Genomic DNA, 15,486 nt, shown 5'->3' with positions numbered 1-15,486 from the left:
GCTAATCTGCCTTATCCATCGCACGTCTTGCCGCGTCACGTACTTTCTTTATTGCAGTGTCGCTGGTGTTGATTCGTACCTGTTCCCACGACGAGGTGTTGGTCCATGTTGCTTCGGCGAGTGCACGTGCTTCGTTGATGGGCAGGTAAACTGTTACCTTGATTTCGTTGCTTTCTCCTTGGCTGCCAGGTTGCGGGTTGACCGGTTGGCGGCGGCTTCGTCGGCGGGGTACCGGCACGGTTGGAACGTTTTTGGTGTTGGTAGGCATTGTGTGAATGCTCGCTGTCGGCAGGCGTGAGTCACCGGAGTGAAACTACTAGGGGGCGCTACGTTTTGCCGCGCTGTCGCGAGCTATCCGCAGCGGTTAGCTTGCGGCGACCTATGTCGCCAGTTACCGTGTTTTTGTGGCCAGATCTAGCGATTCTGGTCCTACGATAGGGTTTGCCTCAGTTGTCAGCTAGTTTCAGTCGGGGTTTGGCATAATTTGGTCTGCTACCTGGTGTAGGAGCGCGATAGCGCCATCACCGGCGGTGGCGTGGGTGGTGAAGTAGTTGTAGATGTTGTGGTGGTAGGTGATGTCTTGGGGGTCGCGGAAGACGACTTCGCCGGAGAATAGCTCGACGGCGACGAGTCGTTGATCGTAGATCACGAAGAAGTTCATGGGCACCGCGCCGATCGGGGCCGCTGCGGGGATGATGCTTAACTCGACGTTGGGTAGTGCTGCGACCTGTGCGATGTGGGCGCATTGTGCGGCGAGGATGTGGGCGGGTGCGCAGGGCCAGCGTAGGGCGTTTTCGGTGAGCAGAAAGTGAAACCGGCGGTTGGTGTCGTGCAGGGTTTCCTGTGTCCTCAGGCGTGCTTGTACTGCCTTGTCGATATCCCACGCGACGTCGCCGGGGATGGCGGGTGTGAGGACGTGGCGCGCGTACTCGGGTGTCTGCAATAGTCCGGAGGGGATGACGGGGAGGAATTGGCGGATGGTGGTGGAGGAGCGGATGAGCGCGGTGATTTCTTCTTGCGCCCGCCATAGTCCGGTTTCCGCGTAAGCGCGCATAGATTTGTAGCCTACCGACGCCACCCGAGCAAGGTCGAGAAACTGCTCCCGTACCTCCGCCGCTACACCCAGGCCGATCAGGATGCGGTCTACATCGGCGACGGTGGGTACGGTTTTGCCGGTTTCGATGCGGCTGATTTTGGCTTGGGACATGGCAATTCGGGCGGCTAGCCTCTCCCCGGAGAGACCCGCCGCCCGCCGCAACCCTCGTAGCCCACTAGCCAGATCGAGGCGATCCTTCGGCAGGCGGTCAGGTTCGAGCATCCATCCAATCCCGCAACGGCACCGAACGTGTCACCGCAGCGTCCCGCCACAACAGCATCAGGTCAAGGTCCGGGCGCTCCACCAACTCCCGATCCACCAACCGGCCCTGGGGATCAAAGTTCAAGAACACCACGGTACGGTCATCGAAGATCCAAAAGTCCTGTTGCGGCAACGCGATCTCGGCGGCATCGTCCGGGTAGAGGATGCGGACCTCCTCACCCGCCGCCACGTTGCCGGGGATGCTCCAAGCGAGTTGGTAGCGCTGATAGTCCGTTAGTGGCTCCGACACCACCCGTACCCGGCTGATCCGCTTGCCCACCTGACGCCATGCCCGGATCTGCTCGTGCCAATCGGCGTTGTGCCCCGGCGGTTCGGGCTCCCCAGCGAGGAACCGGGCGAGGTCGGCTTGCTCATCGGGGATCGTGTAGGTGGGTTGAGTTTCCCACCGCCACGCAGTCCGCCCGAACCCCTCAAACAACGACCAGAACATCTCCCCATCAAGGGCGCTCACGCGACCGGGTGCCCTTCCAACCCGCGCACCGCCTCCAACAGGACCTCACGGGGCAACCGCACGGCGATCTCCCCCGGACCCAACGTCACACCCTCCACCCCATCCACCGGGACACCCTGGGCCAGCACCGACCCATCATCGGCCAGATACACCGCCGGACAGTCAGTCTTGTTACAGCTCGTGGTCAGCCTCAACGCTCTCATGCCCTGACAGATACCAGACCCAACAACCCAGACAGAGCCGCAAGTCACGGTCCCGCATAAACCCCACCCACCCGCAGTACCCACAACCAGCGGGGCCGCCCGGCCAACACCAGACGACCCCGCCCCAACACCCTCCACCGGCGACTAGCTCTCACCCGAGAGATCCACCACCGCAGACACCCGCAGCTCACACCGCCTACCACCCCGCACAGATGTCGCCGGACTCTTGCTGGGGGTACATTCCAGATCTGCACGAATATCCTGGGCAAACGGTGCAGATGTTCGCCGAGTCTTGCCGGGGGCACGCACGACTGGGAGGGCCGGCCGAGTGGCAAGGCACCGGATTGCTGATCCGAGGTCCGGACCTGGCGGTCCGGCGCGCGTTCGATCCACGCGCTCTCCGCGCGCGACGAGGTGGGCGCGGCGAGGTGGGCACGGCGAGGTGGGCACGGCGGACGCTCGACGGAGTGGCCGAGTCCGGTCCGGTCGCCGGGACCGGGGTTCACCTGGACCGGCGGGTTCTGTTCCGGCGCGTGTCGGCGCGGGAGTCCCGGTCGAGGGGTGCCAGTTGCGCCAGTCGACGTTCGATGGCGTCCAGCCGCAGCAGGATCTCGTCGTCCACCGACCGCCGGGGTTGCGCCGCCGCCTCCTCGGGCTCGACGGAGAGGACGGCTCGGCGGACGGCTTCCGCCAACACCTCGTCGGTCACGACCCCGGTGGGTTGGGCTGTCCGGGTTCCGGCGACGGCGTAGAGGTAGTGGCACAGGCGGAGGAACCTGCGCGGGTTGCCGCCCGACGCCTCGTGCAAGCGGTCCACAGTGGACTCGGTGAAGGGTGCGAGGTCGGCATCGGGTCCCGGGTCGAGGACCTTCCTGGTCAGTTCACGGGTTTCCGCGCGGCTCATCGGATCGACGGTGACGGAGTGGCCGATGCGGTCCCTCGTCGCGTGCGGGATGGCCCGGAGGTAGTCGGACGCCCCGCACATCACCACGAAGGCCCCGGTCCGCGCGAAGCACTCCAGCAACTCCTGGAACGGGCCGATGTCCGTGTCGGGGCTCGTCGCCGAGAACAGGCGGTCGGCTTCGTCCACGATCAGCGCGAAACCCCGCCCGCGCCCGGTCACCATGCGGGTGAGGGTGCCGAGCGTCCGCAACGCCTTCTCGTCCGTGTGCACGGGCTCGGCGTCGGGGCCGGTCGCCGCCGGTCGCCCGTCGAGCGCCGTCTCGCGAATCCAGGTCCACACCTGTTCCACCGTGCCCCGGTGGGCCAACTGCCCGATCAGGCGGCCGAGTTCGGCGTCCCCGGTGACGTCGGCGACCTTGCGGTTCACCTCGGCCCACAACGTCGATTCGGGCAGGCCGGTCGTGGTCACCAGCTTCCTGACGTCGGCGTCGTCCGGCGGGGCCAGGTCGGCGAGGTCGCTCTCCCGGAGGAGTTCGACCACGACGTCCCGGTAGTAGCCGTCGATCTGGGCGCGGAGCCCGTCCACCTCCATCGCGTCGAGCACGCTGCCGCACAGCGACGAGAACCCGTTGCGCGCGTCGACCCGCGTGACGAGGCCGTCCGGCAGGCGGTCCGCGACCCACGTCGCCAACTCGTTCGCCAGGTGGGTCTTGCCGCTGCCCACGGCACCGGTGACGGCCACGACGACGCCTCGGCGCGGGTCGGCGACGTACTCGTCGAGGATGTCGGAAACGCGCTGGAGCGCGGAGGACAGGACCGTCGCGGCGGTGAACGAACCGGCGACGGCGGTGGCCGGGAACGGGTTGCCGCGCCGCGCGGGCTCCGTGCCGTTCACAAGCGCCCGTCAGCGGGTGACCGGTACGCTTCCAGGATCACTTCACGGATGTCGTTCGCCGTCACGGTGCCCTCGTCGCCGGGTGTGGTCCGGGCCGTGCGCAACCGGTTTTCGTAGGTCCGGTGGAGAAGCCGCTGGAGCATCCCGACATTTCGGCAGAGGTTGCCCAGCAGGGTGATGGCGTCGGCCTCCAAAGCGGGGTACCTGATCCCGTCGCGCCGCCGGGACAGCCGGTCGTCCACGAACTGCTCGACGTCACCAGGTTTCAGGTCGCCGACCTGGAGGACGACGGGCGGGCCCCAGACCTCCGTGCGGCGCACGATGTCCTCGACGCCCGACCGGTCGAGGAACGAGGACTCCGCGAAGAACAGCACTCGCGCGCTCCGCAACGGCCCGCAGTACTGGACGACCTCTTCGCCGAGGTCCACGGGGCTCGGCAGGATCACGACCAGCACCACGTCGTCGTCCATCAGGTCGCCCAGGTGGCGCAGCAGCCGGCCGGCGTACCCCGGGCGTTCGCTCAGCGACTCCACGGCTCCCGGATCGACCAGCCCTCGGGAGAGGACGTGGTCGAGCAGCACGTCCGCGACCACCTCGATCCGGTGCTGGACGGTCGATTGCCGGTCTGCGGGCAGGTACCCGCTCAGGTCCAGCACGGCCGGCCGGAAGCGCCGGTCGGGCAGCGCGTCGGCGACCCAGCCCGCGCAGCGGTTGACCAGGGCGGTCTTCCCGGTGCCGGAGTCGCCGACCACCAGGACGTACCGGCCGTCCCGGACCGTGCCCTGGAAATCGCCCATCTCCCGCTGGAACTCGTGGAACGCGGAATCGGTACCGCCGACGTCGACGTAGTAGTCGCGGTGCGCTTTCCGGTCCCACGGCCGCAGCGGCCGCATCGGCGAGTGCTCCCAGCCCGGGATGGCGAAGGGGTTGGCCACCTCGGGCTCCGTCGCCACACCCACCCCCCGCCAGTCCACCGACCTGTCGGAGACTACCGCCCGGCGCGCGGGCCCGAGGACCAGAGCCGGTCGACCAGCTCGGCGGCCAGCCCGGTCAGCTCGGTGCCGCCGAACCGGCCGATCCGGGTCCACGTGCCCAGGCTGACCTCGTAGATCGGCAGGTCCCAGGCGTCCGGGTCGGTCAGGTACCCGAGGAAGTCGTTGGCGTACCCCACGGTGAGCACCCGCCGCTCGTCGTCCGACCGGCCTTTCAGGCTCAGCCCGAGTTCCACGAACGGCTCGCCCGGCAGCCCGGCGAGCGCCACGTCACCCAGGCGCAGCACCTGCACCTCGGAGGTGACCGGGTCGGTGCCCCGGTCGATGGCGACCAGCTCCTCCTCGGTGTTCTGCGCCTGCTCGGTGAGTGCGACGACGGTGGCCCGGGGCGCGCCGGAGGCCACCGCGTCGGCCACCGCCTGCCGACGGGCGTCCAGTTCGGCCTGGTACGGCGCGCGGTCGGGCAGCTCGCGGGACGCGACGTCGCGCCGCTGCGACCGGGCGGAAACCGGGCCGGACACGACCACGGCCGCGTCCCGGGCGACCTCGACCACCTTCATGCCCAGCGCCAGGCCCACCCGCTCGGCGTGCGCGAACGCGTCGCGGACGTTCTCGGGCACCAGTTCGTACTCCGCGTCGAACGGCGACCGCCACGCGCCGTCGTCCTCGTTGGTCAGCGGGTCGGGCGGCGGCCCCAGGTTGCCGCAGGCCCCCTGGAGGAACAGCGCCGCGCGGCAGTCGGGCACGTTGCGCTCGACGAAGTCCGAGGTGACGCCGGGGTAGTCGGCGGAGGCGTAGGGCTGCACCTGCACGATCACCGGGTGCGAGGCGAAGTTGTAGAGCACCGCGCTCCAGCCCGGCGCTTCCAGCACCAGCACGTCCAGCTCCGGGTCGTCCGGCGCGGCGGCCGGGTCCGGGTACGCCCAGGCGTTCCGGTTCGCGGACAGGGTGCCGCGCATGACCTCGCCCGTGCCGCGCCGGGCGGTGACCGGACGGCGGTCCTCGAACGCCTGGACCGCGGCGTCGACCAGGGAGCCGGCGAACCCCGCGAGCCACACGTCCGCGCCGGGGGTGTCGAGCAGCGGGCGCACGTCGGCGGTCTCCGGGCTGGAGTGGGTGTGCGAACTGGCGATCATCACGTGCGTGGGCGGCACTCCGGTCGCCTCTTCGACCGCGGCCCGCACCTCGTCGGTGAAGTGCCTGCCGGGGCCGAGGACGTGGTTGTTGATGCCCAACGCGTCCACGGCGACCACGATGACCGTCTCGCCGTCGGCCTCGCCGAACGCGACGGCGCGGGCGTACAGCGCGTCGTGGACGCCGAAGTACGGCGAGTGCCGGGGGATGCCGCCCGCGTACGGGATCGTCAGCGGAGGTGTCAGGTCCACTTTCGCCGCACCCGCCGTGTAGGCCATCGCGCCCCTCCCCGCACTCGGTCCGTCCAGGATGCCCGCCTCCGGCCGGCGTGCGGCGCACTCCGACCTCGACCACCCGATCAGCCGCACGCCTTGCCACCACCGTGCTCCCGCACCGGGCCGACCTCCGAGTCGCCGGTCACGGGCTTGACCTTGACACTGTGACAAGGTGTCCATTGGGTGCAGGAGGTGGTCCCGATGAACACGACAGGCGGAACCCCGCACCACACCCGCGTGATCGACGCCCTGGGCGCCGAGGACTCGTCGGTACGGCTCCAGGCGGCGCTGGCGGCGGGCTCGAACCCCGACCCCGGCTTCCTGGAGACCCTCGTCGAGCGGTGCGGGGTCGAGCCGGACTTCTTCGTGCGGGACATGCTGTCCTGGGCGCTGACCCGGCTCCCGCCGGAGGTCGCCCTGCCCCGGCTCCGCCGGGAACTGGACTCCGCGCACGCCCGGGCCCGCGCCCAGGCGCTGCACACGCTGTCCAAGATCGGCGACCGGAGCGCGTGGGCGTGGATCACCCGCGACATGCTGCGCGACCCGGACGACGAGGTCGCGCGGACCGCGTGGCGGGTCGCCGTCGCCCTGGTGCCGGCGGAGCGCGAGGCGGACCTGGCCGACGAGCTGGTCACCCAGTTCGGCCGGGGCGACCGCACCGTGCGGCTGAGCCTGAGCCGGGCCCTGGTCGACCTCGGTGGCGTGGTCGAGCCGGCCTTGGCGAAGGCCGCCGCGCACCCCGACCCGGCGGTGGCCACGCACGCCCGTGCCACCGAACTGCTCCTGCAGGACCCGGAGACCGGTTTCGACGCGGCCGTGCACGAGGCGACGCGGATCGTCGCCCTGGGTCCGCGACGAGCCGCCGAGCCCGCGCCGACCACCGGGTCGGAGGTCGCGGGTTGCTGATCGGCGACGTGTCCCGGCGCTCGGGGGTGAGCACCCGGATGCTGCGGCACTACGACGCCCTCGGCCTGGTGCGCCCGACCGGGCGCACCGTCGGCGGCTATCGCGAGTACTCCGCCGAGGACGTCCGCAGGATCTTCCACGTGGAGAGCCTGCGGTCGCTCGGGCTCTCGCTCAAACAGGTCGCGCGCGCGTTGGAGGACCCGGCCTTCACGCCGTCCGCCCTGGTCGGCGACCTGATCCGGTGGGCGGAGGACCGCCTGGCGCGGGAGCGGGAGCTGCTCGACCGGCTGCGCGCGATCGACGCGTCGGCGCCCACCGGCTGGCAGGGCGTCCTGCGCGTGGTGGAACTCATGCAGGGCCTGAACTCGACCAGCGCCGCGCGCCGGCAGCAGGCCGTCCTGGGCGGGCCGGAGGACGTGCCGGTGCCCGCCGAGCTGCTGGCCGGGGCGGTCCTGGCCGAAGCCGACCCCCACGTCGCGGGCGCGCTGCGCTGGGCCCTCGCCCGATCGGGCGACGACGCGGTGGCGACGCTGGCCGCCGGCGTGCGGTCGGCGGACGTCGACGTGCGGCGGCGCGCGGTGCTGGCGATCGCCGAGGTGGTCGACGCGCCGGGCGTGACCGCCGTTCTCGCCGACGCGCTCGGGGACCCGGACCGGGCGGTGCGCGGACACGCCGCCCTGGCGTTGGGCGGGCGTGGCGTGCCGGCGGCCGTGCCGACGCTGGTCGGCATGGTGGTCGAGGGCTTCCACGACGTCGAGGCGGCGGAGGTGCTGGGCGCGCTGTCCGGCGACCCCGGGGCCGCGAGCGGGATCCTGGCCGCGCTGGTCGAGGCGATCGCCGCCGGCACCGCCGACTCGGCGACGCGGATACGGCTGGTCCAGGCGTTGGTCGAACTGCCGGGGGCCGCCGCGCGGGAAGTCCTGCGCGGACTGGCCCACGACGACGACCGCGCCGTCGCCCGCGTGGCCGGGGCCTTCGTCGGAGTTCTCGACGCGCGACCGCCGGCCGACGCGGACGGGTGAGGTGCCGGTCGGCTCCGGCACCGGCCGGGACGGGTCCGGGGACGTCCTCGGCCGTGCCGCGGCCGGGTCAGCGCCAGCCGAGCGCCGGGGCGACGTGGGTCAGGATGCTGTCGAGCACGTGGGTGTTGTACTCGACGCCGAGCTGGTTGGGCACGGTCAGCAGCAGCGTGTCGGCCTCGGCGATCGCCTCGTCCTCGGCCAGCTGCCCGACCAGGACGTCGGGTTCGGCGGCGTAGGTGCGGCCGAAGATCGCCTTGGTGTCGGCGTCGATGTAGCCGATCTTGTCGGTGCTGCCGCTGTCGTGGCCGAAGTAGGCGCGGTCGAGGTCCGAGGTCAGCGCGAAGATGCTGCGCGAGACCGAGACGCGCGGCTGGTGCGGCCACCCCGCGTCCGACCACGCCTTGCGGAACGCCCGGATCTGCTCGGCCTGCTGGACGTGGAACGGCGCGCCGCCCTCGTCGTTCTTCAGCGTCGAACTCATCAGGTGCATGCCCTGCTCGGCCGCCCAGACGGCGGTGGCGTTGGAGCCCGCGCCCCACCAGATCCGGTCGCGCAGCCCCGGCGAGTGCGGTTCGACGCGCAGCAGCCCCGGCGGGTTGGGGAACATCGGCCGGGGGTTGGGCTGGGCGAAGCCCTTGCCCTCCAGCACGCTCAGCAGCACCTCGGTGTGCTTGCGGGCCATGTCGGCGTCGGTCTCGCCCTCGGCCGGCTGGTAGCCGAAGTAGCGCCAGCCGTCGATCACCTGCTCGGGCGATCCCCGGGACAGCCCGAGCTGGAGCCGGCCGCCGGAGATGAGGTCCGCCGCGCCGGCGTCCTCGGCCATGTACATGGGGTTCTCGTAGCGCATGTCGATCACGCCGGTGCCGATCTCGATGCGTTCGGTCTTGGCGCCGATCGCGGCCAGCAGCGGGAACGGCGAGCCGTGCTGCTGGGCGAAGTGGTGCACGCGGAAGTGCGCGCCGTCCACGCCGAGTTCTTCCGCGGCCACGGCGAGGTCGACGGCCTGCAACAACGCGTCCGAGGCCGTCCTCGTCCGCGAGTGCGGGCTGTCGGACCAGTGCCCGAAGGACAGGAATCCGATTTTCTTCACGTCCGGTGGAACGCCCCGACCCGCTGGTTGATTCCTCAACTACCCGGCGGGTCCGCCCCGGAGTGCGCGACCCCACAGCCGGCGGCTCGCGCCTCGCCCGGCCGGGAGGTCCGGCGGTCGGCCGGCGTCTAGGGTTGCCGCGTGGAATCCCGCGAGGCCGTGGAACGCCAGGTGAGGTTCGGCGTGGCGCGGCTGGCCCCGGCTCCCTATCACCCGACCGGGTGGCTGCTCACGGTCGACGGCGCACTCCAGTCCTATGTGGATCCGGCCCACCCGACGTGCCTGCGCCTGCCGTACACCGAGTGGGCGGCCCGGGTGCTGGACCTGCACTGGCCCGCCGGGGTGCCGGTGTCGGCCGTGCAGGTCGGCGGGGGCGGGTTCACGATCGCGCGGTACCTGGCCGCGACCCGTCCGGGCTCGCCCCAGGTGGTCTACGAACTGGACGGCCCGTTGGTCGACCTCGTGCGCGAGCACCTCGACCTGGCGGCGGTCGCGGACCTCCGGGTGCGGGTCGAGGACGGCGAAGCCGGGATCGTGCGGACCCCCGACCGCGCCGCCGACGTGGTGGTCGTGGACGTCTTCCGGGGCGGCACCCCGACGCTCCACCTCGCCGCCGTCGAGTTCCTGCGCGAGATCGCCCGGGTGCTCCGCCCCGGCGGCCTCTACCTGGGCAACATGTGGTCCGCGCCGGACATGACCGTGCCGCTGCGCGCCGTGGCGTCGCTCACCTCGGTGTTCCCGCACGTCGTGCTGCTCGCCCAGGCGGGCCTGCTGCTGGGCGGGCAGGCCGGGAACGTGATCCTGGCCGCCTCCGACCGCGAGTTGCCGCACGGGGCGCTCACCGCGTGGGCGGAGGCCGCCGGACGCCGGGTGTTCTGCCTCTCCGCCGCCCAGCTGGCGGCGGTGCGCGGCGTGCTGCCGCCGCTGACCGCCGACAGCCCGGCGGACACCGCCGCCGTGCCCCGCTGGACGAGGTAGCCCGCGCCCGTCCCGGCCGTGGTCAGAGGCTGTCGCGCAGCGGGACGGTGGTCTGCTTCAGCCACGTGCCGGTGGTGAAGTCCCGCGCCTTGATCACCACGGCGCGGCGGTACACCTCGACCTGGAGGCCCTGGTTGAAGCTGCCGCCCAGGGAGACCTCGCCGCCCTTCCCGTCGTCCACCCAGCCGGTCTGCACGGCGCCGGTGTTGACCACGGTGAAGCCTTCGAGGTTGCCGCTGCCCGGGACGACCCGGCGCACCACCCAGTCCGACAGGGTGAGGTCCCAGTGGGTGTGCCCGGAGAACAGGAAGACGTCCCGGTACTTGCCGAGCACCGCGAGCAGCCGGTCGGCCTGGAGGTAGTCGCCGAGGTAGAGCTTGTTGCGGGTGCCGGAGACCGTGTTGGGCAACGGGTGGTGGGTCAGCACCATCACCGGCTTGCGCCACCGGTCCCAGTACGCCAGCCGCTGCTCCAGCCAGGAGAACTGCTGGTCGCTGAGCCACACCTCGTCCCACAGCTTCGGGTCGTGGTACTTGGCGTAGCGCTCGGTGCCCAGGCACAGCACCGGCACCCCGCCGAACGAGGTCTCGGAGTAGACCGTGTTGCGCCGGGCGAAGTTGTAGAAGCCGCGGAACAGCGAGTCCTCGGTGGTGCCGTTGGGCCAGGTGTCCTGCGCGAGGGTGTCCGGGTCGCGCCACTTCGGCACGTAGAACTCGTGGTTGCCGATGGCCCACGCCACGTTCCTCGGGTGCGGGTGCTTGTCGAGCACCGACCGCACCTGGGCGTACTCGAAGTCGTAGCCGCGCGGGGTGATGTCCCCGGCCACGCCGAGGCCGGCGCTGCGCGGGTTGATCGCGTTGATGTCGTCCAGCGCCTTGCCGAAATCGGCCAGGTCGCCCTGGATGTCGCTGATGATGTTGAACCGCACGGGCGTGCCCAGCGGATCCCGCCCGGCGGCTTCGGCCGGGGAGCCCAGGACGGTGGTCGCGGCCACCGCGCCACCCGTCGACAACAAGAACGACCTGCGATCCATCGAACACCCACATTCATCACACCGGCACGAACCGGCCGAAGGTAGGACGTTCGAGGTGACCGGCGGTGACGTCCCGAGGACCCCGGTGTGTACGCGAAGGTAACTTCAGGTTTTGGTCCTGACCAGGTGTTGAGCCGGGTCGTGGCCCCGGTCGGGCCGGTTCACGAGGTGCCGGGGCGCACCTTGCCAGCGGTGTTGCGGCGGGGGACGCCGTCGACTTCCAGGCAGAGGCCGAAGACGCGGCCGTGGTCGGTCCACCCGTTGATCCGGCCGCGGTTGTTGCCGATCTGGACCCGGTGGCCGTCGACCGCGACGACGAGGTGCAGGTAGGTCGCGCCGGCGACCCTGGCGAGCACGATGTCGCCCACCTCGACCCGGGCCGGGTCGACCGGCGCGACGGTCACCTCCTGGCGGCTGCGGATCAACGGCACCATGGAGGAGCCGCTCGGCCGGAACCGCACGGTCGAGCCTTGCGCGACCCGAGCCGCGATCGCGTCCAACACGCCCATCGCCAGAGCATCGGAGCCCGGCCCCGCCGCCCGCAACCCGATTCGACCGCCCCGCGTCGCCCGATCTTGTGAACCGGCGGTCCCGCAAGGAGGAACCGGGTGGCGACGGCCCAGGCGTCCCGCTACTCGTGACGGGCATGACCGCCGACACCAGTCGTTCCACGCCGTCCGTTCCCCGCCAGGCCACGTCGTCCGAACCGCCCGGGCAGGCACCGTCGAAGCGGCGGTCGCGCGTCGTGCTGGTGATCACGGCGCTGGTGGTGATGACCATCGCCTACGCGGTGATGCTGGTGACCTTCAGCAGCACCGGCGACGGGAGCCGGATCTCCTACACGCCGGGCAGTTCCGCCGGCCCGGACCGGTTGGTCATCGAGGCGAGCGTGCTGGACGTGGACCCGATCCGGGGCGCCTACCAGGTGCGGCTCGCCTACCGGCCGGAGGGCGCGTTGCGGGCCCCGGACGGCTCGTTGACCCGGACGGTCCAGATCGAGATCGACGACATCGGCTCCGAACCCGTGGAGACCTACGAGGCCGGGCGGCGGATGCCGTTGCACGACCTGAGGCTCACCGCGAGCGGCGACACCTCGCTGTACCCGTTCGACGGCCACGACATCCCGCTGGAGATCAGCGTCTTCGACGACGCCCGCCGACCCGTCCCCGCCGCCTTGGTGTTCCAGGCGTCGCTGCACGACTGGCACGTCACCTCCAGCATGCGGCCCGACTCGCGCGACGGCAGCATCCTGCTCGACATCCAGGCCCACCGGTCGGTGTCGGTCATGGTGTTCGCCATCGGGCTGATGTGCGTGCTGTTCATGCTCGTCGTGGTCACCGTCGGCATGGTCGCCCGCGCCGTCTCGCTGAAGAAGGTCGGCTTCCCCACCCTGGCCTCGCTGGCCGCACTGCTGTTCGCCGTCCCCGGCATCCGCAACTCCATGCCCAACACCCCGCCGGTGGGCACGCTCAGCGACTTCATCGTCTTCTTCTGGGCGCTGCTCATCACCACCGTGTGCATGGTCGTCGCCTCGGTCTCCTGGCTGCGCAACGCCGAGCAGGACTGACCCCCGGCCGGCCGTCGACACGGTGCGTGATCCCGGCCCGCGCGACGTCCCCCCTCGCGGCGACCTCGGCCACCGGGGCAGGTGATTCCGCCCCCACCGATGGCGGGGCGCACGGGAGTTGCGTCTACTCGTCGCGTGGTTCCGAGCAGGCACGACGTTCTGGAGGACAGGGTGAAGGCACTCGTGGCACGGAGTTCGCTGGTCGGGTTGGCGCTGGTGGTCGCCGGCGTCCTGGTACCCCAGGTGGCCGCCGCGACCACCGCACCACGCGGCTTCGGCGAATGCATGGACATCGCGGTCGGCAACGACGCGGACCCGTGGATCGCCCACGAAGCCTGCGAATCGACCTCCATCACGGCCTGCTACCGGGTCTTCCGCGACGAGTACGGCCGGCAGGAGTGGGCGTTGCGCGCCTGCCAGGCCCGCAAGGACTAGGTGTACTGCCTTGGGAGGTTGTGAACGGTCCGACGCCCCGGTCGGATGATCTCGGGATGAGGGAGGGCCTCCGGGTTCGGTGTGGATTGCGACGTCCTGCACCGGCCGACGGAGGCCCTCGTGGCCCACGCTGACGCACCACCGACCCCGACCGGCAGGCCGCGCCCGGCCCGGTGCGTCGTGGACGACCGGCGGCCGCAACAGCTCCGCCCACCGCGACCCCGCCCGGCCCCGCACGGTCCACGGTCGCCCGAACCCGGGCTGCTCCTACCCGCACAACGCCGTGGACGACCACAGCCGGCTCGTGCCACCGCCCACGCCTGTGGCGCGACCCCCTCGCCGCCGGCGGCATCACCCACCAACGCACCCGCCCCCACCGGCCCCACCTGTCCGAAACCGAACGCCGGACGGCACTGCCGCGCCGGCAGCACACCTGCAATCACCACCGCAGCCACACCGCACCGGGCGGCCGACCACCAGCCCACCGCGTCCCCAACCTCACCGGGCAGTACAGCTAGCCCTTCCCGCCGGGAGTCGACCACGTCGGTCCGCACCCACCCGGGGCGCGCTGCGACGCACGACGGGCCGCCGGCTCAGGTGCGGACGCCCCGGGCGTGCAGGCGGGGGAGCACCTCCTGGGCGAAGTAGCCCAGCTCGGTGAAGTAGTCGACGAAGCTCAGCGCCATCCCGGCGAACCCGGCCTGGTGGAAGCGCGCGATCTGCGCCGCGACGTCGTCGGGGCTCCCGATCAGCGGGCACGTCCCGTGGCCGGCGGCGAACCGGCTCCGGAAGGTGGCGAGCATCTCCGGCGTGAAGGACTTCGCGTGCAGCCCTTGCAGGCGCATGAGGTTGTCGACCGCTTCCCAGTCCGCGTGGTCGTGGGCGTAGTGGTGCAGGTAGTCCTCGGCTTCGCGGCGGGTCGGGCGGCACACCACGTGGGCCGGTGTGAACACGCCGACCGCCCGGCCGTGCTGCCGCCGTGCCCGCTCGGCCAGCCCGCGCACGACCACCTCGCCGTCCTCCGGACCCGCGACGATGGTGAACGCGATGTCGGCGTTGCGGGTGGCGAAGCCGCGCCCCTGGTCCGACAAACCCGCGTTGATCACCGGGAGCGGACCGTCGTACGGGCCGGGCAGCCCCTCGACGTCGCGGAGGCGGAAGAACCGGCCGTCGTGGTCGAAGGGGCCCTGGTGTGCCCAGATGGTCCGCACGACGTCCCACCACTCCTGGGCCAGCGCGTAGCGGTCGTCGTGGCTGTCGGGCAGTTCGGTGCCGAAGGCGTCGTACTCGGGTTTGTGCCAGCCCGCCACGATGTTGATCCCGGCCCGCCCCTGGCCGATCTGGTCGAGCGTGGCCAGTTGCTTGGCCGCGCCGACCGGGTGGTGGAAGGCGGTGTGGAGCGTGGAGAACACGACCAGGCGGCTGGTCCGGGCCAGGAGCCCGGCGCCCGACGTCGTCGGGTCGAGGGCTTCGTCGTGGAAGCCGCCGCGCCCGCCGTAGCCCTTCCAGCGGGCGGCGGGCAGCAGGAAGTCGATGCCGACGTCGTCGGCCCGGACCGCGAGCCGCAGGTTGTCCGCCCAACTCCCGGACCACCGCTCGGGGACCGAGGTCGCGGCCATGCCCGACGAGCAGTTCGCCCCGAACAGGCCAAGCTTGAAGCCCTTGCCGTCCACGATCGCCTTCACCGGGCGTCCTTTCGTCGCGAAGTGCCGCTACGACTTCACGTCGTCGCCCGCCGGCGGGTCGAACGACGTGTGGAGTCGGGACAGGTCCAGTTCGTCGGTGCCGTCCGACGCCGTGCTCTCGTGCGGTGTGCGGACACCGCGCTGCTTCTCGGTGCGACGCGCGGCGGCGTAGGTCTCACGTTGGGCCGTCCACCGGTTGCGCAGCAGGATGAGCAGCTCCAAGGCCGCGTCCAGCGCCTGCTCGTCCTGCTCGAACGGCCCGGCCACCTGCCGCAGGTACTGCAGCGTCTCGGCGTAGGGAGCGGCGGGGAACGCGCGGACGGACGACCGCAACGCCGTCACCCGGTGCGGCAGCGGCACGGTGCGGTCGCCGGCTCGGCGCGTGTGGCCGGAGAAGCTCACGTCCGGCTCCCCTCTGGTCGACGGAAACACCTGCGGTGATCTCGTCGCAAGCGCGATCACCGCACCTCCTCGTGCCGGCCGAGGATAGTCGCCGCACCCCTGTGCGGTGCCCCGAATCCGGTGCGCCCGATGCGGGC

16 protein-coding genes, 1 tRNA gene and 1 pseudogene are annotated in these 15,486 nt (G+C 71.3%); 7 read left to right on the top strand and 11 right to left on the bottom strand.

The window, feature by feature from the left end; translation table 11 throughout:
- Position 1: 1 nt before the first annotated feature.
- The 3 genes from AC0HI0_RS14645 to AC0HI0_RS14635 all read right to left on the bottom strand — a co-directional run bounded on the left by AC0HI0_RS14645 (position 2) and on the right by AC0HI0_RS14635 (position 1,829).
- Positions 2-268, bottom strand: coding sequence for a hypothetical protein (locus AC0HI0_RS14645; protein ID WP_480932898.1), 267 nt, complete (start codon positions 266-268; stop codon positions 2-4).
- Between the two features lie 195 nt (positions 269-463).
- The gene (locus tag AC0HI0_RS14640) at positions 464-1,318 is read right to left on the bottom strand and encodes a helix-turn-helix domain-containing protein (RefSeq protein WP_480932897.1); all 855 of its coding nucleotides are present in this window, start codon (positions 1,316-1,318) and stop codon (positions 464-466) included.
- Positions 1,305-1,829, bottom strand: a complete 525-nt coding sequence (locus tag AC0HI0_RS14635; RefSeq protein WP_480932896.1) for a DUF6879 family protein — start codon at positions 1,827-1,829, stop codon at positions 1,305-1,307. Before AC0HI0_RS14635 ends, AC0HI0_RS14640 begins: the two co-directional genes overlap by 14 nt.
- 517 nt (positions 1,830-2,346) lie before the next feature.
- On the opposite strand from AC0HI0_RS14635, the gene AC0HI0_RS14630 reads away from it, so the two are divergent.
- Positions 2,347-2,435, top strand: a tRNA-Ser gene (locus AC0HI0_RS14630).
- A gap of 99 nt (positions 2,436-2,534) precedes the next feature.
- On the opposite strand, the gene AC0HI0_RS14625 is transcribed toward AC0HI0_RS14630, so the two are convergent.
- From AC0HI0_RS14625 to AC0HI0_RS14615, 3 genes are read right to left on the bottom strand one after another with little or no spacing between them, the layout of a single operon-like run.
- Positions 2,535-3,830: a hypothetical protein gene (locus AC0HI0_RS14625; protein ID WP_480932895.1), complete on the bottom strand. Its 1,296-nt coding sequence runs from the start codon at positions 3,828-3,830 to the stop codon at positions 2,535-2,537.
- Complete coding sequence (locus tag AC0HI0_RS14620; protein WP_480932894.1) at positions 3,827-4,765, bottom strand: ATP-binding protein; 939 nt, start codon at positions 4,763-4,765, stop codon at positions 3,827-3,829. The genes AC0HI0_RS14625 and AC0HI0_RS14620 overlap by 4 nt, the downstream gene beginning before the upstream one ends.
- 53 nt (positions 4,766-4,818) lie before the next feature.
- Positions 4,819-6,234, bottom strand: a complete 1,416-nt coding sequence (locus AC0HI0_RS14615; protein ID WP_480932893.1) for a hypothetical protein — start codon at positions 6,232-6,234, stop codon at positions 4,819-4,821.
- Positions 6,235-6,432: 198 nt separating this feature from the next.
- On the opposite strand from AC0HI0_RS14615, the gene AC0HI0_RS14610 reads away from it, so the two are divergent.
- Both AC0HI0_RS14610 and AC0HI0_RS14605 read left to right on the top strand, forming a co-directional pair.
- On the top strand, positions 6,433-7,137 hold the full coding sequence (locus tag AC0HI0_RS14610; RefSeq protein ID WP_480932892.1) for a HEAT repeat domain-containing protein: 705 nt from the start codon (positions 6,433-6,435) through the stop codon (positions 7,135-7,137).
- Positions 7,131-8,159 carry a MerR family transcriptional regulator gene (locus AC0HI0_RS14605; protein ID WP_480932891.1) on the top strand — a complete coding sequence of 343 codons (1,029 nt, stop codon included), beginning with the start codon at positions 7,131-7,133 and terminating at the stop codon, positions 8,157-8,159. Before AC0HI0_RS14610 ends, AC0HI0_RS14605 begins: the two co-directional genes overlap by 7 nt.
- Before the next feature lie 67 nt (positions 8,160-8,226).
- On the opposite strand, the gene AC0HI0_RS14600 is transcribed toward AC0HI0_RS14605, so the two are convergent.
- Complete coding sequence (locus tag AC0HI0_RS14600) at positions 8,227-9,249, bottom strand: LLM class flavin-dependent oxidoreductase (protein WP_480932890.1); 1,023 nt, start codon at positions 9,247-9,249, stop codon at positions 8,227-8,229.
- Positions 9,250-9,390: 141 nt separating this feature from the next.
- On the opposite strand from AC0HI0_RS14600, the gene AC0HI0_RS14595 reads away from it, so the two are divergent.
- Positions 9,391-10,227 carry a spermidine synthase gene (locus AC0HI0_RS14595; RefSeq protein ID WP_480932889.1) on the top strand — a complete coding sequence of 279 codons (837 nt, stop codon included), beginning with the start codon at positions 9,391-9,393 and terminating at the stop codon, positions 10,225-10,227.
- Between the two features lie 22 nt (positions 10,228-10,249).
- On the opposite strand, the gene AC0HI0_RS14590 is transcribed toward AC0HI0_RS14595, so the two are convergent.
- Complete coding sequence (locus AC0HI0_RS14590) at positions 10,250-11,260, bottom strand: metallophosphoesterase family protein (protein ID WP_480932888.1); 1,011 nt, start codon at positions 11,258-11,260, stop codon at positions 10,250-10,252.
- A gap of 161 nt (positions 11,261-11,421) precedes the next feature.
- Entirely contained in the window at positions 11,422-11,769 is a 348-nt protein-coding gene (locus tag AC0HI0_RS14585; protein ID WP_480932887.1) for a hypothetical protein, read from the bottom strand.
- A gap of 137 nt (positions 11,770-11,906) precedes the next feature.
- Here AC0HI0_RS14585 and AC0HI0_RS14580 point away from each other — a divergent pair, with 137 nt between their 5' ends.
- From AC0HI0_RS14580 to AC0HI0_RS14570, 3 genes and pseudogenes are all read left to right on the top strand, one after another.
- The gene (locus AC0HI0_RS14580; protein ID WP_480932886.1) at positions 11,907-12,827 is read left to right on the top strand and encodes a DUF4436 family protein; all 921 of its coding nucleotides are present in this window, start codon (positions 11,907-11,909) and stop codon (positions 12,825-12,827) included.
- Between the two features lie 171 nt (positions 12,828-12,998).
- Positions 12,999-13,262 (top strand): hypothetical protein, encoded by a 264-nt coding sequence (locus AC0HI0_RS14575; RefSeq protein WP_480932885.1) that lies wholly within the window; start codon positions 12,999-13,001, stop codon positions 13,260-13,262.
- 290 nt (positions 13,263-13,552) lie between these two features.
- Positions 13,553-13,780, top strand: a pseudogene (locus AC0HI0_RS14570) (IS481 family transposase); the annotation flags it as partial.
- Positions 13,781-13,855: 75 nt separating this feature from the next.
- Here AC0HI0_RS14570 and AC0HI0_RS14565 read toward each other — a convergent pair.
- Positions 13,856-14,947: an LLM class flavin-dependent oxidoreductase gene (locus tag AC0HI0_RS14565; RefSeq protein WP_480932884.1), complete on the bottom strand. Its 1,092-nt coding sequence runs from the start codon at positions 14,945-14,947 to the stop codon at positions 13,856-13,858.
- Positions 14,948-14,974: 27 nt separating this feature from the next.
- Positions 14,975-15,349: a hypothetical protein gene (locus AC0HI0_RS14560; protein ID WP_480932883.1), complete on the bottom strand. Its 375-nt coding sequence runs from the start codon at positions 15,347-15,349 to the stop codon at positions 14,975-14,977.
- Positions 15,350-15,486 lie beyond the last annotated feature (137 nt).

The organism is Saccharothrix sp. NBAS 001 (assembly GCF_056640475.1).
This window is presented reverse-complemented; position numbering and strand designations above follow the sequence as displayed.